General features: G+C 70.9%; 24 protein-coding genes. 16 read left to right on the top strand and 8 right to left on the bottom strand.

What is annotated here, in order from left to right:
• The first annotated feature begins 9 nt into the window (after window positions 1–9).
• The 7 genes from ACZ69Q_RS16015 to ACZ69Q_RS15985 all read left to right on the top strand — a co-directional run bounded on the left by ACZ69Q_RS16015 (window position 10) and on the right by ACZ69Q_RS15985 (window position 6391).
• Window positions 10–1581, top strand: a complete 1572-nt coding sequence (locus ACZ69Q_RS16015; protein WP_471041896.1) for a sensor histidine kinase — start codon at window positions 10–12, stop codon at window positions 1579–1581.
• Window positions 1578–2252, top strand: a complete 675-nt coding sequence (locus ACZ69Q_RS16010) for a response regulator (RefSeq protein WP_471041894.1) — start codon at window positions 1578–1580, stop codon at window positions 2250–2252. Before ACZ69Q_RS16015 ends, ACZ69Q_RS16010 begins: the two co-directional genes overlap by 4 nt.
• Window positions 2253–2430: 178 nt before the next feature.
• Window positions 2431–3774, top strand: a complete 1344-nt coding sequence (locus ACZ69Q_RS16005; protein ID WP_471041892.1) for a sensor histidine kinase — start codon at window positions 2431–2433, stop codon at window positions 3772–3774.
• Complete coding sequence (locus ACZ69Q_RS16000) at window positions 3771–4436, top strand: response regulator (RefSeq protein WP_471041890.1); 666 nt, start codon at window positions 3771–3773, stop codon at window positions 4434–4436. The genes ACZ69Q_RS16005 and ACZ69Q_RS16000 overlap by 4 nt, the downstream gene beginning before the upstream one ends.
• A gap of 24 nt (window positions 4437–4460) precedes the next feature.
• A complete protein-coding gene (locus ACZ69Q_RS15995; RefSeq protein WP_471041888.1) occupies window positions 4461–4895 on the top strand; it encodes a VOC family protein in 435 nt (144 codons plus the stop codon).
• 41 nt (window positions 4896–4936) lie between these two features.
• Window positions 4937–6157 carry a cytochrome P450 gene (locus tag ACZ69Q_RS15990; protein ID WP_471041887.1) on the top strand — a complete coding sequence of 407 codons (1221 nt, stop codon included), beginning with the start codon at window positions 4937–4939 and terminating at the stop codon, window positions 6155–6157.
• A 102-nt stretch (window positions 6158–6259) separates the two neighbouring features.
• Entirely contained in the window at window positions 6260–6391 is a 132-nt protein-coding gene (locus ACZ69Q_RS15985) for a hypothetical protein (RefSeq protein ID WP_471041885.1), read from the top strand.
• A gap of 6 nt (window positions 6392–6397) precedes the next feature.
• On the opposite strand, the gene ACZ69Q_RS15980 is transcribed toward ACZ69Q_RS15985, so the two are convergent.
• Together ACZ69Q_RS15980 and ACZ69Q_RS15975 are read right to left on the bottom strand one after the other, a co-directional pair.
• The gene (locus ACZ69Q_RS15980; protein ID WP_471041883.1) at window positions 6398–8002 is read right to left on the bottom strand and encodes an ABC transporter permease; all 1605 of its coding nucleotides are present in this window, start codon (window positions 8000–8002) and stop codon (window positions 6398–6400) included.
• Window positions 7999–8904, bottom strand: a complete 906-nt coding sequence (locus tag ACZ69Q_RS15975) for an ABC transporter ATP-binding protein (protein ID WP_471041881.1) — start codon at window positions 8902–8904, stop codon at window positions 7999–8001. The genes ACZ69Q_RS15980 and ACZ69Q_RS15975 overlap by 4 nt, the downstream gene beginning before the upstream one ends.
• 114 nt (window positions 8905–9018) lie before the next feature.
• Between ACZ69Q_RS15975 and ACZ69Q_RS15970 the strand changes: the two genes are divergently transcribed.
• On the top strand, window positions 9019–9522 hold the full coding sequence (locus ACZ69Q_RS15970; protein ID WP_471041879.1) for a GbsR/MarR family transcriptional regulator: 504 nt from the start codon (window positions 9019–9021) through the stop codon (window positions 9520–9522).
• 4 nt (window positions 9523–9526) lie between these two features.
• Here ACZ69Q_RS15970 and ACZ69Q_RS15965 read toward each other — a convergent pair whose 3' ends face one another.
• On the bottom strand, window positions 9527–10387 hold the full coding sequence (locus ACZ69Q_RS15965) for a diacylglycerol kinase family protein (protein ID WP_471041877.1): 861 nt from the start codon (window positions 10385–10387) through the stop codon (window positions 9527–9529).
• A 194-nt stretch (window positions 10388–10581) separates the two neighbouring features.
• Between ACZ69Q_RS15965 and ACZ69Q_RS15960 the strand changes: the two genes are divergently transcribed.
• From ACZ69Q_RS15960 to ACZ69Q_RS15950, 3 genes are all read left to right on the top strand, one after another.
• The gene (locus tag ACZ69Q_RS15960; protein WP_471041875.1) at window positions 10582–11865 is read left to right on the top strand and encodes an adenylosuccinate synthase; all 1284 of its coding nucleotides are present in this window, start codon (window positions 10582–10584) and stop codon (window positions 11863–11865) included.
• Between the two features lie 83 nt (window positions 11866–11948).
• Window positions 11949–12176: an effector-associated constant component EACC1 gene (locus ACZ69Q_RS15955; RefSeq protein WP_471041874.1), complete on the top strand. Its 228-nt coding sequence runs from the start codon at window positions 11949–11951 to the stop codon at window positions 12174–12176.
• A 3-nt stretch (window positions 12177–12179) separates the two neighbouring features.
• On the top strand, window positions 12180–12650 hold the full coding sequence (locus tag ACZ69Q_RS15950; RefSeq protein WP_471041872.1) for a hypothetical protein: 471 nt from the start codon (window positions 12180–12182) through the stop codon (window positions 12648–12650).
• 259 nt (window positions 12651–12909) lie between these two features.
• Here the strand turns inward: ACZ69Q_RS15950 and ACZ69Q_RS15945 are convergent, their stop codons facing one another.
• Window positions 12910–13104, bottom strand: coding sequence for a DUF397 domain-containing protein (locus ACZ69Q_RS15945; protein WP_471041871.1), 195 nt, complete (start codon window positions 13102–13104; stop codon window positions 12910–12912).
• The gene (locus ACZ69Q_RS15940; protein ID WP_471041869.1) at window positions 13101–13937 is read right to left on the bottom strand and encodes a helix-turn-helix domain-containing protein; all 837 of its coding nucleotides are present in this window, start codon (window positions 13935–13937) and stop codon (window positions 13101–13103) included. Before ACZ69Q_RS15940 ends, ACZ69Q_RS15945 begins: the two co-directional genes overlap by 4 nt.
• Before the next feature lie 125 nt (window positions 13938–14062).
• Here ACZ69Q_RS15940 and ACZ69Q_RS15935 point away from each other — a divergent pair, with 125 nt between their 5' ends.
• The 5 genes from ACZ69Q_RS15935 to ACZ69Q_RS15915 all read left to right on the top strand — a co-directional run bounded on the left by ACZ69Q_RS15935 (window position 14063) and on the right by ACZ69Q_RS15915 (window position 16521).
• A complete protein-coding gene (locus ACZ69Q_RS15935) occupies window positions 14063–14458 on the top strand; it encodes a hypothetical protein (RefSeq protein ID WP_471041867.1) in 396 nt (131 codons plus the stop codon).
• A gap of 228 nt (window positions 14459–14686) precedes the next feature.
• A complete protein-coding gene (locus ACZ69Q_RS15930; protein WP_471041865.1) occupies window positions 14687–15310 on the top strand; it encodes a hypothetical protein in 624 nt (207 codons plus the stop codon).
• 28 nt (window positions 15311–15338) lie between these two features.
• Window positions 15339–15605 (top strand): cupin domain-containing protein, encoded by a 267-nt coding sequence (locus tag ACZ69Q_RS15925; protein WP_261989235.1) that lies wholly within the window; start codon window positions 15339–15341, stop codon window positions 15603–15605.
• Window positions 15606–15625: 20 nt separating this feature from the next.
• The gene (locus ACZ69Q_RS15920) at window positions 15626–16045 is read left to right on the top strand and encodes a PIN domain-containing protein (protein WP_471041863.1); all 420 of its coding nucleotides are present in this window, start codon (window positions 15626–15628) and stop codon (window positions 16043–16045) included.
• Window positions 16046–16230: 185 nt separating this feature from the next.
• Complete coding sequence (locus tag ACZ69Q_RS15915) at window positions 16231–16521, top strand: hypothetical protein (protein ID WP_471041861.1); 291 nt, start codon at window positions 16231–16233, stop codon at window positions 16519–16521.
• Window position 16522: 1 nt separating this feature from the next.
• Here ACZ69Q_RS15915 and ACZ69Q_RS15910 read toward each other — a convergent pair whose 3' ends face one another.
• From ACZ69Q_RS15910 to ACZ69Q_RS15900, 3 genes are read right to left on the bottom strand one after another with little or no spacing between them, the layout of a single operon-like run.
• Window positions 16523–17173, bottom strand: a complete 651-nt coding sequence (locus ACZ69Q_RS15910; protein WP_471041859.1) for a hypothetical protein — start codon at window positions 17171–17173, stop codon at window positions 16523–16525.
• A 37-nt stretch (window positions 17174–17210) separates the two neighbouring features.
• The gene (locus tag ACZ69Q_RS15905; RefSeq protein WP_471041857.1) at window positions 17211–19709 is read right to left on the bottom strand and encodes a dolichyl-phosphate beta-glucosyltransferase; all 2499 of its coding nucleotides are present in this window, start codon (window positions 19707–19709) and stop codon (window positions 17211–17213) included.
• The gene (locus tag ACZ69Q_RS15900) at window positions 19706–20407 is read right to left on the bottom strand and encodes a GntR family transcriptional regulator (protein ID WP_471041855.1); all 702 of its coding nucleotides are present in this window, start codon (window positions 20405–20407) and stop codon (window positions 19706–19708) included. Before ACZ69Q_RS15900 ends, ACZ69Q_RS15905 begins: the two co-directional genes overlap by 4 nt.
• Between the last annotated feature and the right edge of the window lie 123 nt (window positions 20408–20530).

Here is a 20530-nt window from a genome sequence, read left to right as displayed (position 1 = left end):
GTGATCGACGTGAACGAAGAGGAGGCCTCAAACCCCCAACCCGCCCTCGCCGACGGCGGCAAGCCCCCACAAGGGCCACCCGCCCCTGACGACGATGCCCGCACCGGTGGTGCGGATGGGAACCCCAACGCGGCCGAAGGCCCCGTGCCACCCGACACCCGCACGAAACAACCTCTGCGCGCCCGCCTGCGCAAGCCCTTCGGCACGACCTGGCTCCGCCGGCTGACGATCCTGCTCATCGTCTATATCGCCCTGGGCGTCTCCCTGGCCGGCGGCAACGAACTCAGCGCCGCCTACGACCTGAGCACGGCCAACGGCCTGCTCGCCGGCTTCGCCCTCGGCGGGACCATCGTCCTCGCCCTGTGGCGCCCCACCGAGGCATGGGTCCTCAACCTGTCGGCCGCGTTCGTCATCGCCCTCATGGCCCGCCCCCACCTCGCAGAGACCGCACCCCCCGGCCCCAACTGGCCCTTGGGCACCCCCGTGATCCTCGCCCACGCCACGGTCCTGTTCCTCATGGCCCTTCGAGTCCGCACCCGCAACGCCGTGGCGGCTCTCGCGGCGACGGCCCTGGCCACGTTCCTCCTCCAGGGCGTCATAGGCGGCCAGCGCTATTCAGGCACCGGCACCACGGCGGTGGCCGTCTTCGCGGTGGCCGTTCTCGTCGGCACCGCACTGCGCGGCCGCAAGGAAGCCCGCACCCAACTCGTCGAGCAGGAAACCCTCACCGCGTCCGAACGAGCCCAGCGCACCCTCCTGGAGGAGCGCAGCCGTATCGCCCGCGAACTGCACGACGTGGTCGCCCACCACATGTCGGTCATCTCCATCCAGGCCCAGGTCGCCCCCCACCTCGTCGAGAACCCGTCCGACGAACTGAAGGAGAACCTGGAGGGCATCCGTCAGAACGCGCTGGACGCCCTGACCGAACTCCGCCGCGTCCTCGGCGTCCTGCGCTCGGAACACCCCGACGCCCCGGACGCGCTCGACCCGACGGGCACCGGCACCGGCGCCAACGCCGCCCCGCACGCCCCGCAGCCCACGCTCGACCGGCTGGAGGCGCTGGTGGACAACATCCGCGGCGCCGGCCTGACCGTGACGCTCGACATCACCGGGCGACGCCGCCCGCTGGCGCCCGGCGTGGAACTCTCGGCCTACCGGATCGTGCAGGAGGCACTGAGCAACGTCCTGCGCCACGCCCCCGGCGCGACCGCCCGCGTCTGGGTCGCGTACGAGCCGCACGCGGTGAGCCTGCGCGTCTTCAACTCACCGCCGCTGTCGCCGGCGCCGCCGTCGCACGGCGCGGGCCACGGGCTGCTCGGCATGCGGGAGCGGGCCTCGATGCTCGGCGGCTCCCTGTCGGCGTACCCGGCGCGGGAGGGCGGCTACGTGGTGAGCGCCTACCTCCCGGCGTACCCGCGCGTCGACGGCCTGTCCTACGTACCGCAGGACACCAGGCACGCCGACAACGCGAGGGCCTACACCGGAACCGCCGACGACCCGACCACGCACGACCCGACCATTCAAGACCCGACCACTCACGAGCCCAACCCTCAGCACCCCGACAAGGACGGCACCGCATGACGAGCAGCCCCATCCGCGTAGTCATCGCCGACGACCAGCAGATGGTCCGGCAGGGATTCTCCGTGCTGCTCAACACCAAGCCCGACATCGAAGTGGTCGGTCAGGCGGTGGACGGCCTGGACGCGGTCGCGAAGGTCACCGAGCTCATGCCGGACGTCGTGCTGATGGACATCCGCATGCCAGAGCTCGGCGGCATCGAGGCCACCCGCCGGATCACCACCACGATGCCGCACATCAAGGTGCTGGTGCTGACGACGTTCGACCTCGACGAGTACGTCTACGAGGCGCTGCGCGCGGGCGCCTCGGGCTTCCTGCTGAAGGACGCCTCCGCCGACCAGCTCGCCGAGGCGGTACGGGTCGTGGCGGCCGGCGACGCCCTCCTCGCACCCGTCGTCACCCGCCGTCTGATCGCCGAGTTCTCCCGCCTGGACGGCCGCCCGCGCGCCCCGCTGAAGGAACGCGTCGCCGACCTGACCGAACGCGAGACGGAGGTCCTCGCCCTGATCGCGCAGGGCCTGTCGAACGCGGAGATCGCCGAGCGCCTCGTCGTGGCCGAGCAGACCGTGAAGACCCACGTGGGCCGGATCCTGGTGAAGCTGGGGCTGCGGGACCGTACGCAGGCGGCGGTGTTCGCTTTCGAGTCGGGCGTGGTGCGGCCTTCCGGGTACTGAGAGGGTCCTTCGGGTGCCGGGGTGGGCGGGCCGTGTGCCCGGCCACCCCTCGGCGTGCCCGGCCCGGCAGCGCAGCAGGCGCGACCAGCGGTGATACCCGTAGTACCTGAGATGGACCCGCAGGAACCCCTCTCACTGGGGACGACCGCGACACCCCCGGGCGCCTACCGTTCTGTACGTGACCGAGACGACTCAGATGCCGACCCCGCCCACGGGGGACGCGGCCAAGCCGCGCAGCCCGGAGTTCCGGCTGGCCGCGGACGCCCTGCGCGGACTGCGGCAGGACCTGATCCACGACGCCTTCGCCTACCGGCCGATCCCGCGCAGGAGTGTCGACGGCCCGGTGATCCGGCGGCTGCCGAGCCGGCTGCGCGAGTACGCGGCCTGGACGCCGCCCGCCCTGCTCATCGGGGTCGCCCTGCTCACGCTGCTGATCGCGACCGTCGACACCGGCGGCGCGGCCCTGTTGCTCGGTCCGATCGCCGTGATCCCGATCCTGCTGACCATGATCCGGCCGATCGGAGCGTTCTGGGCGTCCATGGCGGCCACCCCGCTCACCGTGATCCTCGGCGGCTCGATGGGCGACTGGCCGTGGCCGCCCGCGGCCTTCGTCTGCCATCTGACGGTGCTGACGGTCGTGGCGATACGCACCAGGCCGCGCACGGCGGCCTACATGTGGGTCGTCACCGGGGCGTACGGCTTCCTGGCGGAGTTCATGTTCGGTCCCGGCCACTACTACGGCACCAACACCGGCCCGATGATGGTCGTCTCCGCTCTGTTCCTGCTCGTCGTCGCCGTCTGGCACACCCGCCGCGAGGCACGCCAGGAGGTGACCGCGCAGCAGACGGTGACCGCGCACGAGCGCTCGAGGCGCACCCTGCTGGAGGAGCGCACGAACATCGCCCGCGAGCTGCACGACGTGGTCGCCCACCACATGTCGGTCGTCGCCATCCAGGCGGAGGCCGCCCCCTACCGGGTGGAGAACCCGCCCCCGGAGCTGGAGCGGGCCTTCGCGACCATCCGGGAGAACGCGGTGGCGGCGCTGACCGAGCTGCGCCGGGTCCTGGGCGTGGTCCGCGCCGAGGACTACGAGGCCCCGGAGGCCCCGCAGCCGACCCTGGCCGACCTGGAGGCGCTGCTGGCGAACGTGCGGGACGCGGGGCTGAGCGTCGACAAGGCGATCACGGGCGCGGTGCGCGAGCTGCCGCCCGGCGTGGAGCTGTCGGCGTACCGGATCGTGCAGGAGGCGCTCAGCAACAGCCTTCGGCACGCGCCCGGCGCGTCGGCCCGGGTGGAGGTCGCCTACGTCCTCGGCGGTCTCGGTCTGCGCATAGTCAACGGCCCGCCGCCCGCGCCGGCCCTGGTGAAACCCTCACCGGGCGCCGGGCACGGCATCACCGGGATGCGGGAGCGTGTCTCCATGCTGAACGGCGAGATGACGGCGGGCCCGTCGCAGGACGGCGGCTACGAGGTGACGGTGTTCCTGCCGGTCGTCACCACGACCACGGAGGACGGCTCATGACCATCCGCGTGCTGATCGCGGACGACCAGATGATGGTGCGCGAGGGCTTCTCGGTCCTGCTCAACGCGATGCCGGACATCGAGGTCGTCGGCGAGGCGGTCAACGGACGCGAGGCGGTGGACCGGGTCCGTGAACTCACCCCCGACGTCGTGCTGATGGACATCCGCATGCCGGAGCTGAACGGCATCGAGGCGACCCGCGAGATCGTCGCGGCGGACGGCGCCGCCAAGGTGCTGGTGCTGACCACCTTCGACCTCGACGAGTACGTGTACCAGGCGCTGCGCGCGGGAGCCTCCGGGTTCCTGCTGAAGGACGCCTCGGCCCGCCAGCTCGCCGACGGCGTGCGGGTGGTGGCGAAGGGCGAGGCACTGCTCGCCCCCTCGATCACCAAGCGGCTGATCACGGAGTTCTCGAAGATGTCCGACTCCCCGCGCCTGATGACCTCGGCGCACGCGGCGTACGGGGATCTGACCGAGCGGGAGACGGAGGTGCTGGTGCTGATCGCCCAGGGCCTGTCGAACGCGGAGATCGCCGAGCGGCTGGTGGTCGCGGAGTCGACGATCAAGACCCACGTCAGCCGGATCCTGGTGAAGCTGGGGCTGCGGGACCGTACGCAGGCGGCGGTGTTCGCCTACGAGGCGCGGCTGGTCACGCCGGGCTGAGGAGGCACGCCCTACGGTGAAGGCATGGAACAGCGCATCACTCTGATCACGCTGGGAGTCTCCGACCTCGCCCGGTCGAAGGCCTTCTACGAGGCCCTGGGCTGGCGTGGACAGGAGGTCGAGGAGACCGTGTTCTTCCAGGCGGGCGGCCTCGGGCTGGTGCTGTGGGGCCGGGACGAGCTGGCGCGGGACTGCGGTCTCGAGCCCGGGGCGGCGGGCGGATTCGGCGGCATCGCCCTCGCGCACAACGTCCGGTCCGAGGCGGAGGTCGACGCGCTCCTCGCGGTGGTGGAGCGGGCCGGCGGGACGGTCACCAAGCCCGCGGCGGTCAACGCGATCGGCTTCTACTCCAGCGCCTTCGTCGACCCCGACGGCCACGCCTGGGAGGTCGCACACAACCCCGGTTTCCCGCTCGCCGAGGACGGCTCGGTCACTCTTCCGGACTTCGGCACCACCTAGGGCCCTGGTCAGACCGGGGGAGGCCGGGCTAACGTCCCGGCATGGCAGCTCCTTCCGCCCCCGCTTTCGACCCGTGGGACCCGGCGTTCCTCGCCGACCCGTACCCGGCCTACGCCGAACTGCGGGCCCGTGGCCGGGTGCACTACTACGAGCCCACGAACCAGTGGCTGCTCCCGCACCACGCGGACGTCTCGGCGCTGCTGCGGGACCGTCGGCTGGGCCGGACGTATCAGCACCGTTTCACGCACGAGGACTTCGGGCGGACGGCGCCGCCGCCGGAGCACGAGCCGTTCCACGTGCTGAACGACCACGGGATGCTCGATCTGGAGCCGCCGGACCACACCCGGATCCGCCGGCTGGTGTCGAAGGCGTTCACGCCGCGCACGGTGGAGCGGCTGAAGCCGTATGTGCGGGAGCTGGCGGGCGAGCTGGTGTCGGGGCTGGTCGAGGCGGGCGGCGGTGATCTGCTGACGGATGTCGCGGAGCCGCTGCCGGTCGCGGTGATCGCCGAGATGCTGGGCATTCCCGAGGCGGACCGGGGGCAGTTGCGGCCCTGGTCGGCGGACATCTGCGGGATGTACGAGCTGAACCCGTCCGAGGAGACGGCGACCAGGGCGGTCCGTGCGTCGGTGGAGTTCTCGGACTACCTCACGGAGCTCATCGCGGCCCGCCGCAAGGAGCCGGGGGACGACCTGATGTCCGGTCTGATCGAGGCCCACGACGAGGGTGACCGGCTCACCGAGCAGGAGATGATCTCCACGGCGGTCCTGCTCCTCAACGCCGGCCACGAGGCCACGGTGAACGCCACGGTCAACGGCTGGTGGGCGCTGTTCCGCAACCCCGGCGAGCTGGCCGCCCTGCGCGCCGACCACTCCCTGATCCCGTCCGCGATCGAGGAGCTGATGCGCTACGACACCCCGCTCCAGCTCTTCGAACGCTGGGTCCTGGACGAGATCGAGATCGACGGCACGACGATCCCGCGGGGAGCGGAGATCGCCATGCTCTTCGGCTCCGCGAACCATGACCCGGAGGTCTTCGAGGCCCCGGAGAAGCTCGACCTCACCCGCAAGGACAACCCGCACATCTCCTTCAGCGCCGGCATCCACTACTGCATCGGCGCCCCGCTGGCCCGCATCGAACTGGCGGCGTCCATGTCGGCCCTCCTGGAGCAGGCGCCGACCCTCCGCCCGACGGCAGAACCGGAGCGCAAGCCGAACTTCGTGATCAGGGGGCTGGAGGGGCTGAGCGTCGAGGTGGGGTGATCACCCGGTCGGCTGATCGCTGAGCGAACCCCGATCGAGGACCGTCGGCGGCTCGTCAAGCTGGTCTATCTGCTGATTGACCGGGACAACCTGTCCGTCCTCGTGCACAGCGATCCGGACCCGGAGGACGGCTACCGGGACATCCATGTGGTCAGGATCGGTGGCAAGGTCGCTCACCCCGACCCGGTCGGGATCGAGCTCGACACGGAGGAACTCAAGCTGTACTTCGACTGATCCGGGTCAGGTCGTCATGTCCCGTCGCCGCAACCCCGCCAGCCCCGCGGCGACCAGTCCCGCCGCCAGCGCCAGCAGGATCAGTACCGGGCCCCACTCCATCCCCCCGCCCGGCAGCTTCGGCAGGTGGCCGAAGGGGGACAGGTCCAGGACCGCCTGGGGAACGTCGAGCGCAGGGCCCACCCAGCCGATCAGCAGGACCGCGCCGGCCACCGCCCACGCCGCCATCGCCGCCCGGGGGAACAGGCCGTACAGCAGGACCGCCAGACCGCCGACGACCCAGACCGCGGGGAGCTGTACGAGGCACGCGCCCAGGATCGGGCCGATCTCCTTGCCGTAGCCCACGGCGAAGCCCAGGCCGGCCAGGAGCATGATCAGGGCGGAGCCGGCGAAGGCGATCACCAGATGGCCGCCGGCCCAGCGCAGCCGGCTCACCGCGTTCGCCAGGATCGGTTCCGCTCGCATCGAGGTCTCCTCGCCGTGCAGTCGCAGGACCGACGCCACGACGTACAGGGCCGCGATCAGACCGAGCATGCCGACCATCGACGCCAGGAACGCGTCCGTCAGCCCCGCCTGCCCGCCCATGCGCTCGAAGATCTCGCGCGCGTTGTCGTTGTCGCCGACCAGGTCGGCCACCCCGTCGGTCAGCCCGCCGTAGACGACCCCGGCGAGGAAGAAGCCGATGCTCCAGCCGAGCACGCTGCCGCGCTGCAGCCGCCAGGCCAGCGCGCCCGCGGTGCCGAGGCGGCCGGCCGCCGGCCCCGGACGGGCGGGCAGGAAGCTCATCCCCACGTCCCGGCGCCCGGCGAGTTCGTACGCCACCACGCCCTGCACCAGGGCCGCCCCCGCGAACAGCAGCAGCACCCACCAGCGCTCGCTCGCGAACGGCCGCAGATTCTCCAGCCAGCCCAGCGGCGACACCCACGTCAGGGCCGACGAGCCGTCGTCCGATGCCGAATCGCCCGCCGCGCGCAGCACGAACGCGGCGCCCAGCAGCCCGGCCGTCAGCCCCCGCGCGAGCCGCGCGCTCTCGCTGAACTGGGCGACGATCGCCGCCAGCGTGGCGAAGACCATGCCGACCCCGGCGAGCCCGAGCCCCAGGGCCAGCGCCCCCGTCGTGCCCTGGCTGGCCAGTCCGGCCGTGACGAGCAGCGCCAGTACGGCGTTGGCGACGACCGCCGTCAGCAGGGCGGCCGTCAGGGAGGCCCGGCGGCCCACCATCCCGGACGCCACCAGCTCCTGGCGGCCGCTCTCCTCCTCGTCCCGGGTGTGCCGTACGACGAGGAGCATGCTCACCACGGCCGCGAGCGCGCCCGCGTACACGCCGACCCGCCAGGCCGTCAGGGCGCCGATCGAGTCGCCGAAGACCGGGCCGATCAGTGCGCGGAAGGAGGCGTTGGCCGCGGTGCTCTGGACGAGGTCGGCGCGTTCGGCCGGGGTGGCGTACAGGTTCTCCAGCGTGTTCGGCATGGAGAGGATCATCAGCGCGTTCACCGCCACCCAGACCGGGATCATCACCCGGTCGCGGCGCAGGGCGAAGCGCAGCAGGGTCGCGGTGCCCGCGAGCTGGCGCGAGCCGCCGGGCCGTGTCGCGAAGGCGGTGGCGGTCATCGTGCGGCCACCTCGCTCATGTCGGCCTGGTAGTGCCGCAGGAACAGCTCCTCCAGCGTCGGAGGCGTCGACGTCAGCGACCGTACGCCGGACTCGCTGAGCGAGCGCAGGACGGCGTCGAGCTTGTCGGTGTCGACCTGCAGGCGCACACGGCGGCCCTGGACGTCGAGGTCGTGGACGCCGGGCAGATGCGACAGCCCGTTGGGCGGGCCGGCCAGCTCGGCGGTGACGCTGGTCCGGGTCAGATGGCGCAGGTCGGCCAGCGAACCGCTCTCGACGGTACGGCCCTTGCGGATGATGCTGACCCGGTCGCAGAGCTCCTCGACCTCGCTGAGGATGTGCGACGACAGCAGGATCGTCCGGCCGCGGTCGCGCTCCTCCTCCACGCAGCGCTGGAAGACCTCCTCCATCAGCGGGTCCAGGCCCGAGGTCGGCTCGTCGAGGATCAGCAGGTCCACGTCCGAGGCGAACGCGGCGACGAGGGCGACCTTCTGCCGGTTGCCCTTGGAGTAGGTGCGGCCCTTCTTGGTGGGGTCGAGTTCGAAGCGCTCGACGAGCTCGGCGCGGCGCCGCGCGTCCAGTCCTCCGCGCAGCCTGCCGTACAGGTCGATGACCTCGCCGCCGGAGAGGTTGCGCCACAGGGTGACGTCGCCGGGGACGTAGGCGATCCGGCGGTGCACCTCCACCGCGTCCGCCCAGGGGTCGCGGCCGAGTACCTGGGCGCCGCCGGAGTCGGCCCGCAGCAGGCCGAGCAGGACGCGGATGGTGGTGGACTTGCCGGCGCCGTTGGGGCCGAGGAAGCCGTGGACCTCGCCCGTCTCGACGTCCAGGTCGAGGCCGTCCAGCGCGTGCGTCTTGCCGAACGACTTGTGCAGTCCGGAGACGCTGATTGCCTTCGTCATGCTTCAGAACGTACGCTTCCTTCAGAAAATTGTGAAGTTAAGGAAGCATATAAATCGCGGATAGAGTCGAGGGCGGCGCGCGAGCTGGGCGGACGCAGGGGAGATGATCTACGGATGATGGAACCGAGTGAGGCGGGGCGGGACCCCGAGGCGGTGTCGAAGTTCGTGGAGGCCTTCGCGGCGCAGCTCGTCGAGGCCGGGATGCAGCGCATGGCGGCGCGCGTGTTCGCAGCGCTGCTCGCCTCCGACTCCGGCACCATGAGCTCCGCCGAGCTCGGTGAACAGCTCCAGGTCAGCCCGGCCGCGATCTCCGGCGCGGTGCGTTATCTCGCCCAGGTCCACATGGTCTCCCGCGAGCGCGAACCGGGTTCGCGGCGCGAGCGCTACCGGGTGCACAGCGACCAGTGGTACGAGGCGCTGACCAACCGCGACGCCATCCTCAGGCGCTGGGGCCAGACCCTGCGCGAGGGCGTCGACAGCCTCGGCCCGGCGACCCCCGGCGGCCGGCGCATCGCCGAGACGCTCGCCTTCTTCGAGTACCTGGAGGGCGAGATCGGCAAGCTGATGGAGCGCTGGCGCGAACACCGCGACAAGACCTTCGGCCAGGGCACCCCGTAGGGCCTCACCGGCCCGGCAGCACCAGCCGCAGCGCGCCTTCCCCCACCGTCCAGGTCCGTCTGCGCACCGGTCCGGAGACGGCCGTGTCGGCGCGGTAGCGGAAGTGCGCTCCCGAGACGGTCACCGTGCGGCCCTCGGCGCGCAGCGGGGACGCCTCCGCGCCCACCGACACCGGCCGTACCTCCACCTCCGCCAGGCCCGCGAACCCCGGCGTCACCGACACCGCCTCCACCGGCTGGTCGAGATCCACCAGCGTCGCCCCGTCGACCTCGACGCGCAGCCGCGACGGGCCGGGCAAGGAGGCCGGGGACGGGCCCCGCGGCGGCACCAGCGTCCGTACCAGCGACTGGCACGTCCGCAGCCACGGCCGTCCGGCACCCGAGCCCACCGCGGTGGCCCCGTCCGGCGCGGCCGGGTCCCGTATCGGAGGGATCCGCAGCCCGCCCAGCACCACGCCGTCGCTGTCGTCCACGAGCAGGTCCAGCCGCCGTTCCACGCCGTCCAGCACCGCGCGCGCCGCCGCGACCGCCCCCGTCGGCACCCCGAGGGATCCGGCCAGCGACAGCGCACCGCCGACCGGCACCACCGACAGTGCGCATTCGGCCAGCTCCCGCTGCCGGTGCAGCAGGGCCACCGTGCGCAGCAGCGCCCCGTCGTCGCCGACGACCACCGGCCGGCGCGACCCGCGCTTCGCCAGTGCGCGGGCGAACTCGTCCGGGTCCTCCGGCAGGCACACTTTCGTCACCGCACCCGCGCTGAGCACGTCTTTCGCGATCCTGACGGACTCCCCGTCCGTCCTCCGGGCGATCGGATCGATCACCACCAGTAGCTGATCGGACATCGCGAAAGTCGCCACCTCGGCCATGCCTCGCTTCCTCGGGTAGCATCTTTGTGCAAGAGCCCCTTGCGCTATTGCGCCAGGGGCTTCGTCTATTCCGGGGCCATCCGGTCCGACGGTTCGCGGCCAATGACGGTCGCGTCCGTGGTGGTGCACGCGGCGGAACACTACGCGTGCGCCCCTGACCTTGGACATGCCCCGCCCGGAAGGGGTGTACGCGCGTGCCCGCACTTGTGCTGCTCGGTGCTCAGTGGGGTGACGAGGGTAAAGGGAAGGCCACCGACCTGCTCGGCGGATCCGTCGACTACGTGGTCCGCTATCAGGGCGGCAACAACGCCGGCCACACGGTCGTCGTCGGCGACCAGAAGTATGCCCTCCACCTTCTCCCCTCCGGCATCCTCTCTCCGGGATGCACCCCGGTCATCGGCAACGGCGTCGTCGTCGACCCGTCGGTCCTGCTCTCCGAGCTGAGCGGTCTGAACGAGCGTGGCGTTGACACGTCCAAGCTCCTCCTCAGCGGAAACGCGCACATCATCACGCCGTACAACGTGACGGTGGACAAGGTGACGGAACGCTTCCTCGGCAAGCGGAAGATCGGCACCACCGGTCGCGGCATCGGCCCGACCTACGCCGACAAGATCAACCGCGTCGGCATCCGCGTCCAGGACCTGTACGACGAGTCGATCCTGACCCAGAAGGTCGAGGCGGCCCTCGACGTCAAGAACCAGGTCCTCACCAAGCTCTACAACCGGCGCGCGATCGCCGTCGAGCAGGTCGTCGAGGAGCTGCTGGCCTACGCCGAGAAGCTCGAGCCGTACGTCGCCGACACGGTCCTGGTCCTCAACCAGGCCCTTGAGGACGACAAGGTGGTCCTCTTCGAGGGCGGCCAGGGCACCCTGCTCGACATCGACCACGGCACCTACCCCTTCGTGACGTCCAGCAACCCGACCGCGGGCGGCGCCTGCACCGGCGCGGGCGTGGGCCCCACGAAGATCAGCCGCGTCATCGGCATCCTGAAGGCGTACACGACCCGTGTCGGCGCCGGCCCGTTCCCGACGGAGCTGTTCGACGAGGACGGCGAGGCGCTGCGCCGGATCGGCGGCGAGCGGGGCGTGACGACCGGCCGTGACCGTCGCTGCGGCTGGTTCGACGCGGTGATCGCCCGCTACGCGACCCGCGTCAACGGCCTCACCGACTTCTTCCTCACTAAGCTCGACGTCCTCACCGGCTGGGAGCAGATCCCGGTCTGCGTGGCGTACGAGATCGACGGCAAGCGCGTCGAGGAACTCCCGTACTCGCAGTCCGACTTCCACCACGCGAAGCCGGTCTACGAGACCCTGCCGGGCTGGTCCGAGGACATCACGTCGGCCAAGTCCTTCTCGGACCTGCCGAAGAACGCCCAGAACTACGTCAAGGCGCTGGAGGAGATGTCCGGCGCCCCGATCTCCGCGATCGGCGTGGGCCCGGGCCGGGACGAGACGATCGAGATCAACTCGTTCCTGTAGGTCCAGGTGTCGGCTCCCCTGTCGCGGGGCATCAGTTGGCCCTTACGGCGCTCTGGTGACGCTGCGACGGGGGAGTAATGGGAGTGGACATCAGGCTTACCGTGAACGCGGCGGACGAGGTGCCGCCGCTGACGGAGAACCTGGTGCGGTGGCTGAAGGACGAGCCAGAGCTGCGAGGCCGGGTGCGGGCGGGGACGGCCGCACCCGAGCCGGGACAGATGAGCGGCGGTGCCCTGGAGACGATCCTGGTCGGCCTCGGCTCGGCGGGCGTGGGTGCCCTGGCCCTGGATGCCGGCCTGCGTCGGGACTGAAGCATGCGGCCATTGCACAACGGGGCGCTGCCCGATCCGGAGCGGTCCCGTGCGGTCCTCATCGGCACGCGGTCCTACACCGCCGGTTCCGGGCTGACCGAGTTGCCCGGAGTGACCGGGAACATCCAGTCGCTCGGCGACCTGCTGCACACCCGCACCGGACTGCGGCCCGAGCACATCCGGCCGCCCCTGCTGGACGAGACCGACGACCGCACCGTGTGCCGCCAGGTCAGGCGCGCGGCCCGGGAAGCCGGGGATCTGCTCCTCGTGTACTTCGCGGGGCACGGCCTCATCGACCCCGATACGGGTGAGCTCTTCCTCGCCCTGTCGGACAGCGACCCGGACGAGCCGCTCTACACGGCCGTACGGTTCACCGAGATCCGTGAAGCCGTCGCCGCGAGCCCGGCCCGCCATCGCGGTCGCCGACGAGCGCCACACCGTCTTCACCGGAGCCCTCGTCGGGCTCCTGCGTGAGGGCATCGAGGGCGCGGGCCCGTACCTCACGCTGGACAGCCTGTACGCCGAACTCGACCGCGGTGTGAAGCCCCGGCCGCGGCGCCAAGGGACGGACAGCGTGGGGGAGTTGGCGCTGGGCGGCAATCCCCTGGTCGGGCGGTGTACGCGTCACGCGGTGCGGTGCGTCGGCGGTCAGCGGGGTGGCCGCGTCGCCTGTGGACGTGGAACAGGCCCTGCGGCGCTTCGCGGGCGAGGCGTGGCGGGACGCCCCGGTGGACTAGGAAGTACCGCCGGCCAGGAAGGCGGCCCAGGCGCTACCGGAGACGGTGAGGTTCGGGCCGTCGGGGTTCTTGGAGTCGCGTATGTGGATGGCGGCGGTGGGGTGGGGGCAGGGGGCGACTTCGAGGCAGGCGCCGCCGCCATCGTCGCTGTAGCTCGACTTGAACCAGCGGAGGGTTTCGGTACCAGTCATCGTTCCTCTCCCGCCAACCGTTTGATGAAGCTCACTGACTCGTCGGGGCCAAGGGCCTGCGAGCGGATCTTTGCATAGCGATGCGCCAGTTGGGACACCTCGGCGGGGTCGCTGACCAGAATCCCCTGGTCCTCGATCTCCAGATAGACGACGTCCTGGTGGTCCGCAGTCTCCACGAGGTGCATGGGACCGCGAGCGCCCGCGTATGTTCCACGCAGCCCCCGCTCCAGAGGCAACACCTGCACACAGACGTTGTCCCGCCGGGCGTCCTCGGCGAGCGAGAGTAGTTGCCCGCGCAGAATCTCCCAGTTGCCGAACGGCCTCCGCAGCACGCTCTCTTCGAGGATCAGCTCAATGAGCGGGGCAGGATTGCGGTCGAAGAGCGCCCGGCGGGCCAATCGCGCCTCGACCAGTTCCTCGCGCTTCTGATCGGACAACGGTGGATATCCGCCGCCGATCAGTGCCCGTGCGTAGTCCTCGGTCTGGAACAAGCCGTCGACTACGAGCGTCTCGTACGAGCAGATGGTGACCGCCCCCGCCTCCAGCTCCGAGAACCCCCGGAAGCGAGCCGGGTATTTCTCCAGCAGCATCCACTTGCGCGCCTTCTCGAAGACGCCCAGCCCGCCCCCGATCTCCGCCTCCAGCTTCACCAGCATCTGGTCGCTCGCCGGCTGCGCACACGTCTCCATCGCACTGACCGCCGCTGCCGTGTACCCGAGCTTGTCCCCCAACTGCGGCTGAGTCAGCCCGTGTTGCTCCCGCAACGCCTTGGCCAGGGCGGCGACCAAATGGGCCGTTCCGCCTGCCTCCGTCTTGTTCTCCGCCCGCGCCATCGCGGTCACCTCCGAACTCAACCGAACTCAACCGGTCACAACTCGCGAACGCGGCCACTCAACCGTGTTCAACCGACGACGCAGAGTCATGGATCAAGCTAGCCCCGCACACGCAAACTGACCCCATGAACACGGAATGTGACCTGAGTTGGATCCCGGCGAGCGGCGTTCAACTCCGCAAGGCCGGCGTCCAGTTCGACGCGATCAGAGTCGACGGCGAGGAGGGCCGGGATGTCGCCGACTGGCTCGCCCGCATGACCGGAGGCGATCCGGGGCCGATCGTCGAGACGGCGACGGGGCGGCGCGGGGTGTATTTCCTCGTGCCGGTCGGCAGTACGTCCCACCGCGCCTGGCCCGACGGAGTCACCCGCTTCATCGCCGGCCCGGGTCATGTCTCGTTCATCCCGGTGCCCGCTCTCAATGGCCTGACCTGGCCTTTGAGTTGGCGCTACCGCCCCACGGCCCCCGACCGCCTCGTCCACGCGCTGCTGCTGTGCACCGCACTTCACTCGCAGGAGTGAAGAACGCGAACTTCCGCCTGGGAAAAGGTGGTTTCGACTTGCAATCGTCGCTCTGCGTGGCCTTAGAGTCACGGCGAACAAGAAATGCCCCCGCGGTGCGCCAACACCCGGGGGCTCGACACCCTGGAGCTGAACCTCCGGATGCGTACTCATCGTACGACGCCTGCGCGCGTCTTTTCAGGCTTCTCTGCCGCCCTTCTCCGCGACCGGAGCATCTCCTGGTGCGCGGTGAGCGTACTGACGTACCTGCTGGCCCTCCCGAACCATGCCCGGGTCACCCTTCGCACGCTTGCCACTGAGCGTGTGGAGGGGCGGTCGCGGATCGCCGCCGCCCTGCGTGAGCTGGAGGAACTCCGGTATCTGCGGCGGGTGGTGCGCGAGGGCGGCGCGGCGGGCCGACTCTCCGTCTTCTACGAGGTGTTCGACGCGCCGTACGAAGCCGTGCCACGAACGGGTGAAACCGAAAAAGTGCCGGGTCGGCGTGCGTCGTCGGGGGCGCGTACCGCCGCGGCGGCGCGTCTGCTGCTCTCGCTCGGGGAGTTCGACCGGCGCCTCACGCTCGACGCCGCCGAGGCGCTGCGGCTTGCGCCGCTGGTGGAGGAGTGGTGGCGGCGCGGGGCGAGCAGTGCCGAGGTGCGGGCGGCGGTGACGTGGGGTGCGCCGCGGTGGGTGCGGTCGGCCTACGGCCACATCGAGGCTCGGCTGCGGGGTGGGCGGCTTCGCCCGGTGGCGCCAACAGGCGTGCCTGTAACGGCAGTTGAGGTTGATTTCCGCAGGCGGGGCGGCCTCGTCCTGTGGTTCCTTCGAGAGAAATGGACCGTGTTCGATGACCGTCGTACTGGAGCGGCCTGAGGTGGTATACCGTCGGTATACTCTCCTCATGGCTGACACCACGATCAAAGTCGACCCCGCTGTCCGCGACCGCCTGCAGGAGCTGGCCCGCGAGCGCGGGATGAGCATGCGGGACTTCGTGGCGGAGCTGGCCGGGGCCACGCCCACCAAGGAAGAGCTGCGGAAGCGGTACGAGGAGACCAAGGCGTACGTCGAGGAGCACTTCCTGGGGCGGCCGTACACCGAGGAGGACGAGCGGGCCGGCGAGAAGCTGTGGGCCGACCTCGAAGCCGGGCGGATCGGTGAGGTCCAGTGACGCGAGAGGAGCGGTACCCGTTGCCGCGCGCCGTCATCTTCGACGACACGGCCGCACTCGCCCTCGGCGCGGGGAACGCCATGACCTCGCGGCTCGTGGCCGAGGCCGAGAAGGACCCCGCTCTGCGGGTCTACATTCCGGCACTCAGCCTCGCCGTCGCCGAGCGTGAGCGAGCCGGAGTCGCCGAGCACCTGAGCGCGTTGCCGTCGGTCAACGTCGAGGGCCTCGACTACCCGGCCGCTGCCGCCGTGGGCAAACGCCTGCGGACGTCCGGTGTCGACGAGGAGGGCAAGGACGAGCCGGACTGGAGCGGTGCACATGTGCTGCACCTCGCGCTGCCCACCGTCGAATGGCCGCGCGGACGTCCAGTCCTGACCAGGACGCCGACCCGCTATCGGGGTACGGGCATCCGCACCATCCGCATCGTCGAGCAGAACTGACCCGCCCCGTCTCCGGGGCGGCGGCCCACCGCCCCGGTCCGGGTGTCAGAACCTTCCGGTCACCGCGAGGCGGATCATCGGATGGCGCTATGAAACGGGCGAACCGCGCGTAGCGCCCATAGCGTGGTCTCGAGCCGCTCGGCTGCGACAGAAGACGTGCGACAGAAGACAGAAGAAGGTGCGCCATGCGTGTACTGCTCCAGGCCCATCTCGACACCGACAAGACGAACGAGATCATCAACAGTGGCGGGATGCCGAAGCTGATGCAGGAGATCGTCGGAGCGTTCAAGCCCGAGGCCTCCTACTTCACGGCCGACGGCGGGGTCCGCACGATGTTCCTGGTCTTCGACATGCAGGACTCCGCCCAGATGCCACCGCTCACCGAGCCGCTGTTCGAGAAGTTCGGCGCCGAGGTGGACTACACACCGGTGATGAACGCCGAAGACCTGCAGAAGGGGCTGTCCCAGCTCAAGTAGGTCAACTGAAGACGATCATCGACCCCTGCGCCAGACTCCGTGTCGCCGCCGCGTGCAGGCCCAGCCAGACATGCCGTTCACGGGCGAAGGGGCTCGGGTCGTAGGGGGCGGGGACCGCCGGTTCCTCCAACTCTGTGGGAGCGAGCGGGGGCTGGGGTGCCGCCGGCGGGTTGGCCGGGTCGATGCCGATCACCGGGGCCACGAACTCCAGCTCGCGCAGGAGCGCCTGGGAGGAGCCCAGGGGGCCGCCGCCCGCGAGGAGTTCGTCGTTGGAGAGCGGTCCGGGGAAGTCCACCGGGACGTAGGCGCCCGCGTGGTCGTAGTGCCAGACCAGGTGGGACTGCTTGGCCGTCGACTCGAACATCTCCAGGAGCTGTTCGTAGTCGCCGCCCAGTTCGTCGACCGGGGTGACGGCGAGCCCGCAGACCTGGAGCAGATAGGCCCGGCGCAGGAAGTGCAGCGCGTCGTAGTCGAAGCCGGCGACCGGCGCGACGTCGCCGGACAGGCCCGGCATGTACTGGTACACCGGCACCGGCGGCAGTCCGGCCTCGGCGAGCACCTTGTTGTATTGCGCGAGTTCTTCGGCGAACGGGTTGTCGGGGGTGTGGCACAACACGTCGACGAGCGGTACCAGCCACAGGTCACAGGCCAAAAGAGGGCTCCTCGCATAGCACGGCGTAGCACGGTGGTCAGGGCAGGGTAATCGGTGCACCGCGGGAGCGGCTCCCCTCGTGCAGGTCCCATACCCATACTCCGCCGGCCCACCTACCGGGCCGGCCCACGAGCTTTTCCACGGTCGCCCGCAGCGGACCGTCGTTCGGCTGCGGTGCCAGCACCAATGCGCCCGCCTTCCAGTACGCCAGGTCCGCCCCTGCCTGCTCCCGCCAGGACTCGTTCACGGGCGGGACGTTGCCCGAGTTGCGAACGTCACGCAGCAGGTTGGAGGTGAAGCGGGGCTCGGCGCCGTAGATGCCGACGCGTTCGTCGCCGTAGGGGCCGTTGAAGTAGCCGCCCGCCAGCCGGAACCCGAGCCCGGCCTCGGTCTGCCAGTGCAGCGCCTCCGCGTCGGACGGGTCGGGCAGCGGCACCGGCACGAGTGACTCGCCCTCGCGGACGTACGACTTCCAGGTGCCGTCCGCGATGAAGGCGGGCACCTCGACCCGGTCGACGGCCCTGAGCGGGGCCGGGATCAGCGGGAGCAGGGCGAGGGCGACGCCCAGCAGGCCGACGTACCGCGTGGCCGGGGGGCGCACCGCGAGCAGCCGGTCCACGGCGAGGGCCAGCAACATGCCCAGCGCGGGCGCGCAGACCATCGCGACCCGGCTCTCGATGACCGCCTCGAACAACGGCTTGTCGGCGAGGAGTTCCCAGGGGCCGGGGAGCGTGACGCCGGTCAGCGGGATGCGGAACTCCCGCCCGAGGGACAGGAAGGCCGCGGCCACCGCCGTGAACGCCAGCGCTCTGACCAGGGCCCGCTCCCACAGCCCTACGACGATCGCGAGGGCGAGCAGGACCAGCGGCCAGCCGTAGAAGGCGTTCTGTTCGGTGGTGTTGAAGGCCAGGGCCTTCGCCGTCTCTGCGTCGCCCGCGAGCCATGAGCGCTCGGCGAAGGAGAGCAGGGCGAGCGGGCTGTTGAAGGAACGGGGGTTGTGCTCGATGTCCGTGTAGCTCTGCGGCCCGGCGAACTGCCACACCAGGGGGTAGACGATGAGGGGGAGGCAGACGGAGGCGCCGATGAGGACGCCCCGCAGCAGCGGCCGCCAGGAGTCCCGTGCCGCGTCCGGGCGTACGACGGCGTAGGCGGCGGCGAACAGCAGCATGCCCAGCGCCGCAAGCAGCAACGGCTCCTCGCCGAGGAAGACCTGGTAGGCCGCCATCAGGCCGAGCACCACGCCGTCCCGGACGACCCGGGTGCCCGCGCACAGGCGCAGGGCGCGGTCGATGATCAGCGGGATCATGAACAGCACCACGAAGTTCGGGTGCGCGTGGGCGTGGCTGACCATCGGCGGGGCGAACGCGGCCAGGGAGGCGCCCAGGAAGGCCGCGACCCGGCCGCGGACCACGTACTTGACGATCAGCCAGTACCAGGCGGCCGCCGTCGCGGCGAGGCCCAGCGTCATGACCAGGCTGAGGGTGACCGCGGGGCCGGCGGCCAGGGTGAGGGGCGCCAGGGGGACGGACAGGCCCAGCATGACCGTGTTGGCCATGAGGTTCACGCCGTCGGGGAAGCCCTGGAGGTCGGTGAACAGGGGGTTGCGGAAGTGGGCGACGTTGTCGGCCGTGACCGCGAAGAACCACTCCCACTGGTTCTGGTCGCGCAGCGAGTCGGGGAGATAGCGGTGGGCCGGGGCGAAGAAACGGCCGGAGTACAGGGCCACCGACATCAGCAGGAACAGGAAGGGGGCGAAGACGTCGGCGGGGCGCAGGGAGCGGGCGGCGATGCGGGTGATCTCGGTCAGGACGCGGACGTAGTCGAGGGGGCCGACCTTCGAGCCGGGCCGGTGGGACCAGCGCACGGGGACCTCGGCGACGGGCAGCCCGGCGCGGTGCAGATGCCGTAACACCTCGACGTCTATGCCCCAGCCGTCGACTCGGGAGGCGGCGTACGCCTCGCGGGCGCGGTCGCCGTCGAAGAGCTTGAAGCCGCACTGGGAGTCGTGGATGCCGGGCAGGGCGGTACGGCGTATGAGTACGTTGCCCGCGCGGCCCAGCAGTTCGCGCAGCCGGTGCTGGCGGGCGCCGATCGTGGCACCGGGGACCGAACGGGAGCCGATCGCCGCGCAGTTGCCCTCGCCGAACGCCTTGTCGAGCCGCTCCAGCTCCTCGATCGGCGTCGCGAGATCGGCGTCCGTGACCAGCACCCGGCGCCCCCGGGTGGCGGCGACACCGAGGCGCAGCGCGTGGCCCTTGCCGCGGTTGCTCTCGCCGGTGACCAGACGGATACGGGGGTCCCGGCGGGCGGTGACGAGCCCGCCGGTGCCGTCGGTGGAACCGTCGTCGGCGACGACGATCTCCCAGGCGCCCCAGCGGGGTTCATCGGCCGAGAGGTAGTCGGTGAGGGCGTCGAGAGTGGGGGCGAGCCGGTGCCGCTCGTTGTAGGCGGGGATGACGACGGAGAGGGCGGGGGCCTCGGGTCGGCCGGGAGCCTGTGGGGTGGGGGTTTTCGTGGGCTCCCGCTCGTGGGTCACTCGGCCGACAGTCGCTCGATCAGGGCGACTGAGTCCGTGTCGTGGGCGGCGATGATCTGGCGGGCGGTGGGCAGGTCGCGGTGCATCAGGGCGTCGACCAGGTCGGTGTGCCGGGCCCACAGACGGCCGCGCAGATCGTCCTGGCGGCGCAGGTGCTGGACCGCGCAGACCCAGGACTGCACACGCAGCCGGTGCAGGAAGTCGGCGAGGTAGGGGTTGCCGAAGAGGGCGCCGAGTTCGCGCCAGAAGCGCAGGTCGTAGCCGATGAGGACGGTGAGGTCGCCGGCGGTGGCGGCGCGCTCGGCCTCCTCGGCGCGGCGGCGTACCCCGGCCACGGCGGCGGCGACACGCGGGTTGCCGGGATCGCGGTGGGCCGAGCGGTCGGTGGCCAGGACCTGGAACATGCCGTCGGTGACCAGGCCGCGGGCCTCGACGATGCCGCGGTAGTCCGCCACGGAGTACTCGTGGACCCGGAAGCCGCGGTGCTGGTCGGCCTCCAGCAGACCCTGTGCGGAGAGGTCGACGAGTGCTTCGCGTACCGGGGTCGCGGAGACGCCGTACTGCTCGGCGATCTCCTTGACGGTGAACTCGCGGCCCGCCTGGAGGCGCCCGGCCAGCACCTCGTCCCGCAGCGCGTCCGCGATCTGCTGGCGCAGGGTACTTCGCGTCACGGAGCCGTTGCCGCCGGTGCCGGGCATGGTCGGGGCGTCTCCCGTCGTCGCGATGAGGTGGCGTGCACGTATATGTCTACGAGCACGCCACCTTACGCGTTCGGATTCCGGGGACGTTTCTGTGGCGACCAGGATCTTCTTTCGCCCCCG

Source organism: Streptomyces sp. NPDC036764 (assembly GCF_055609385.1).
Note: the sequence above shows the minus strand (reverse complement) of the source record. Positions and strands in the feature narration are given on the sequence as shown.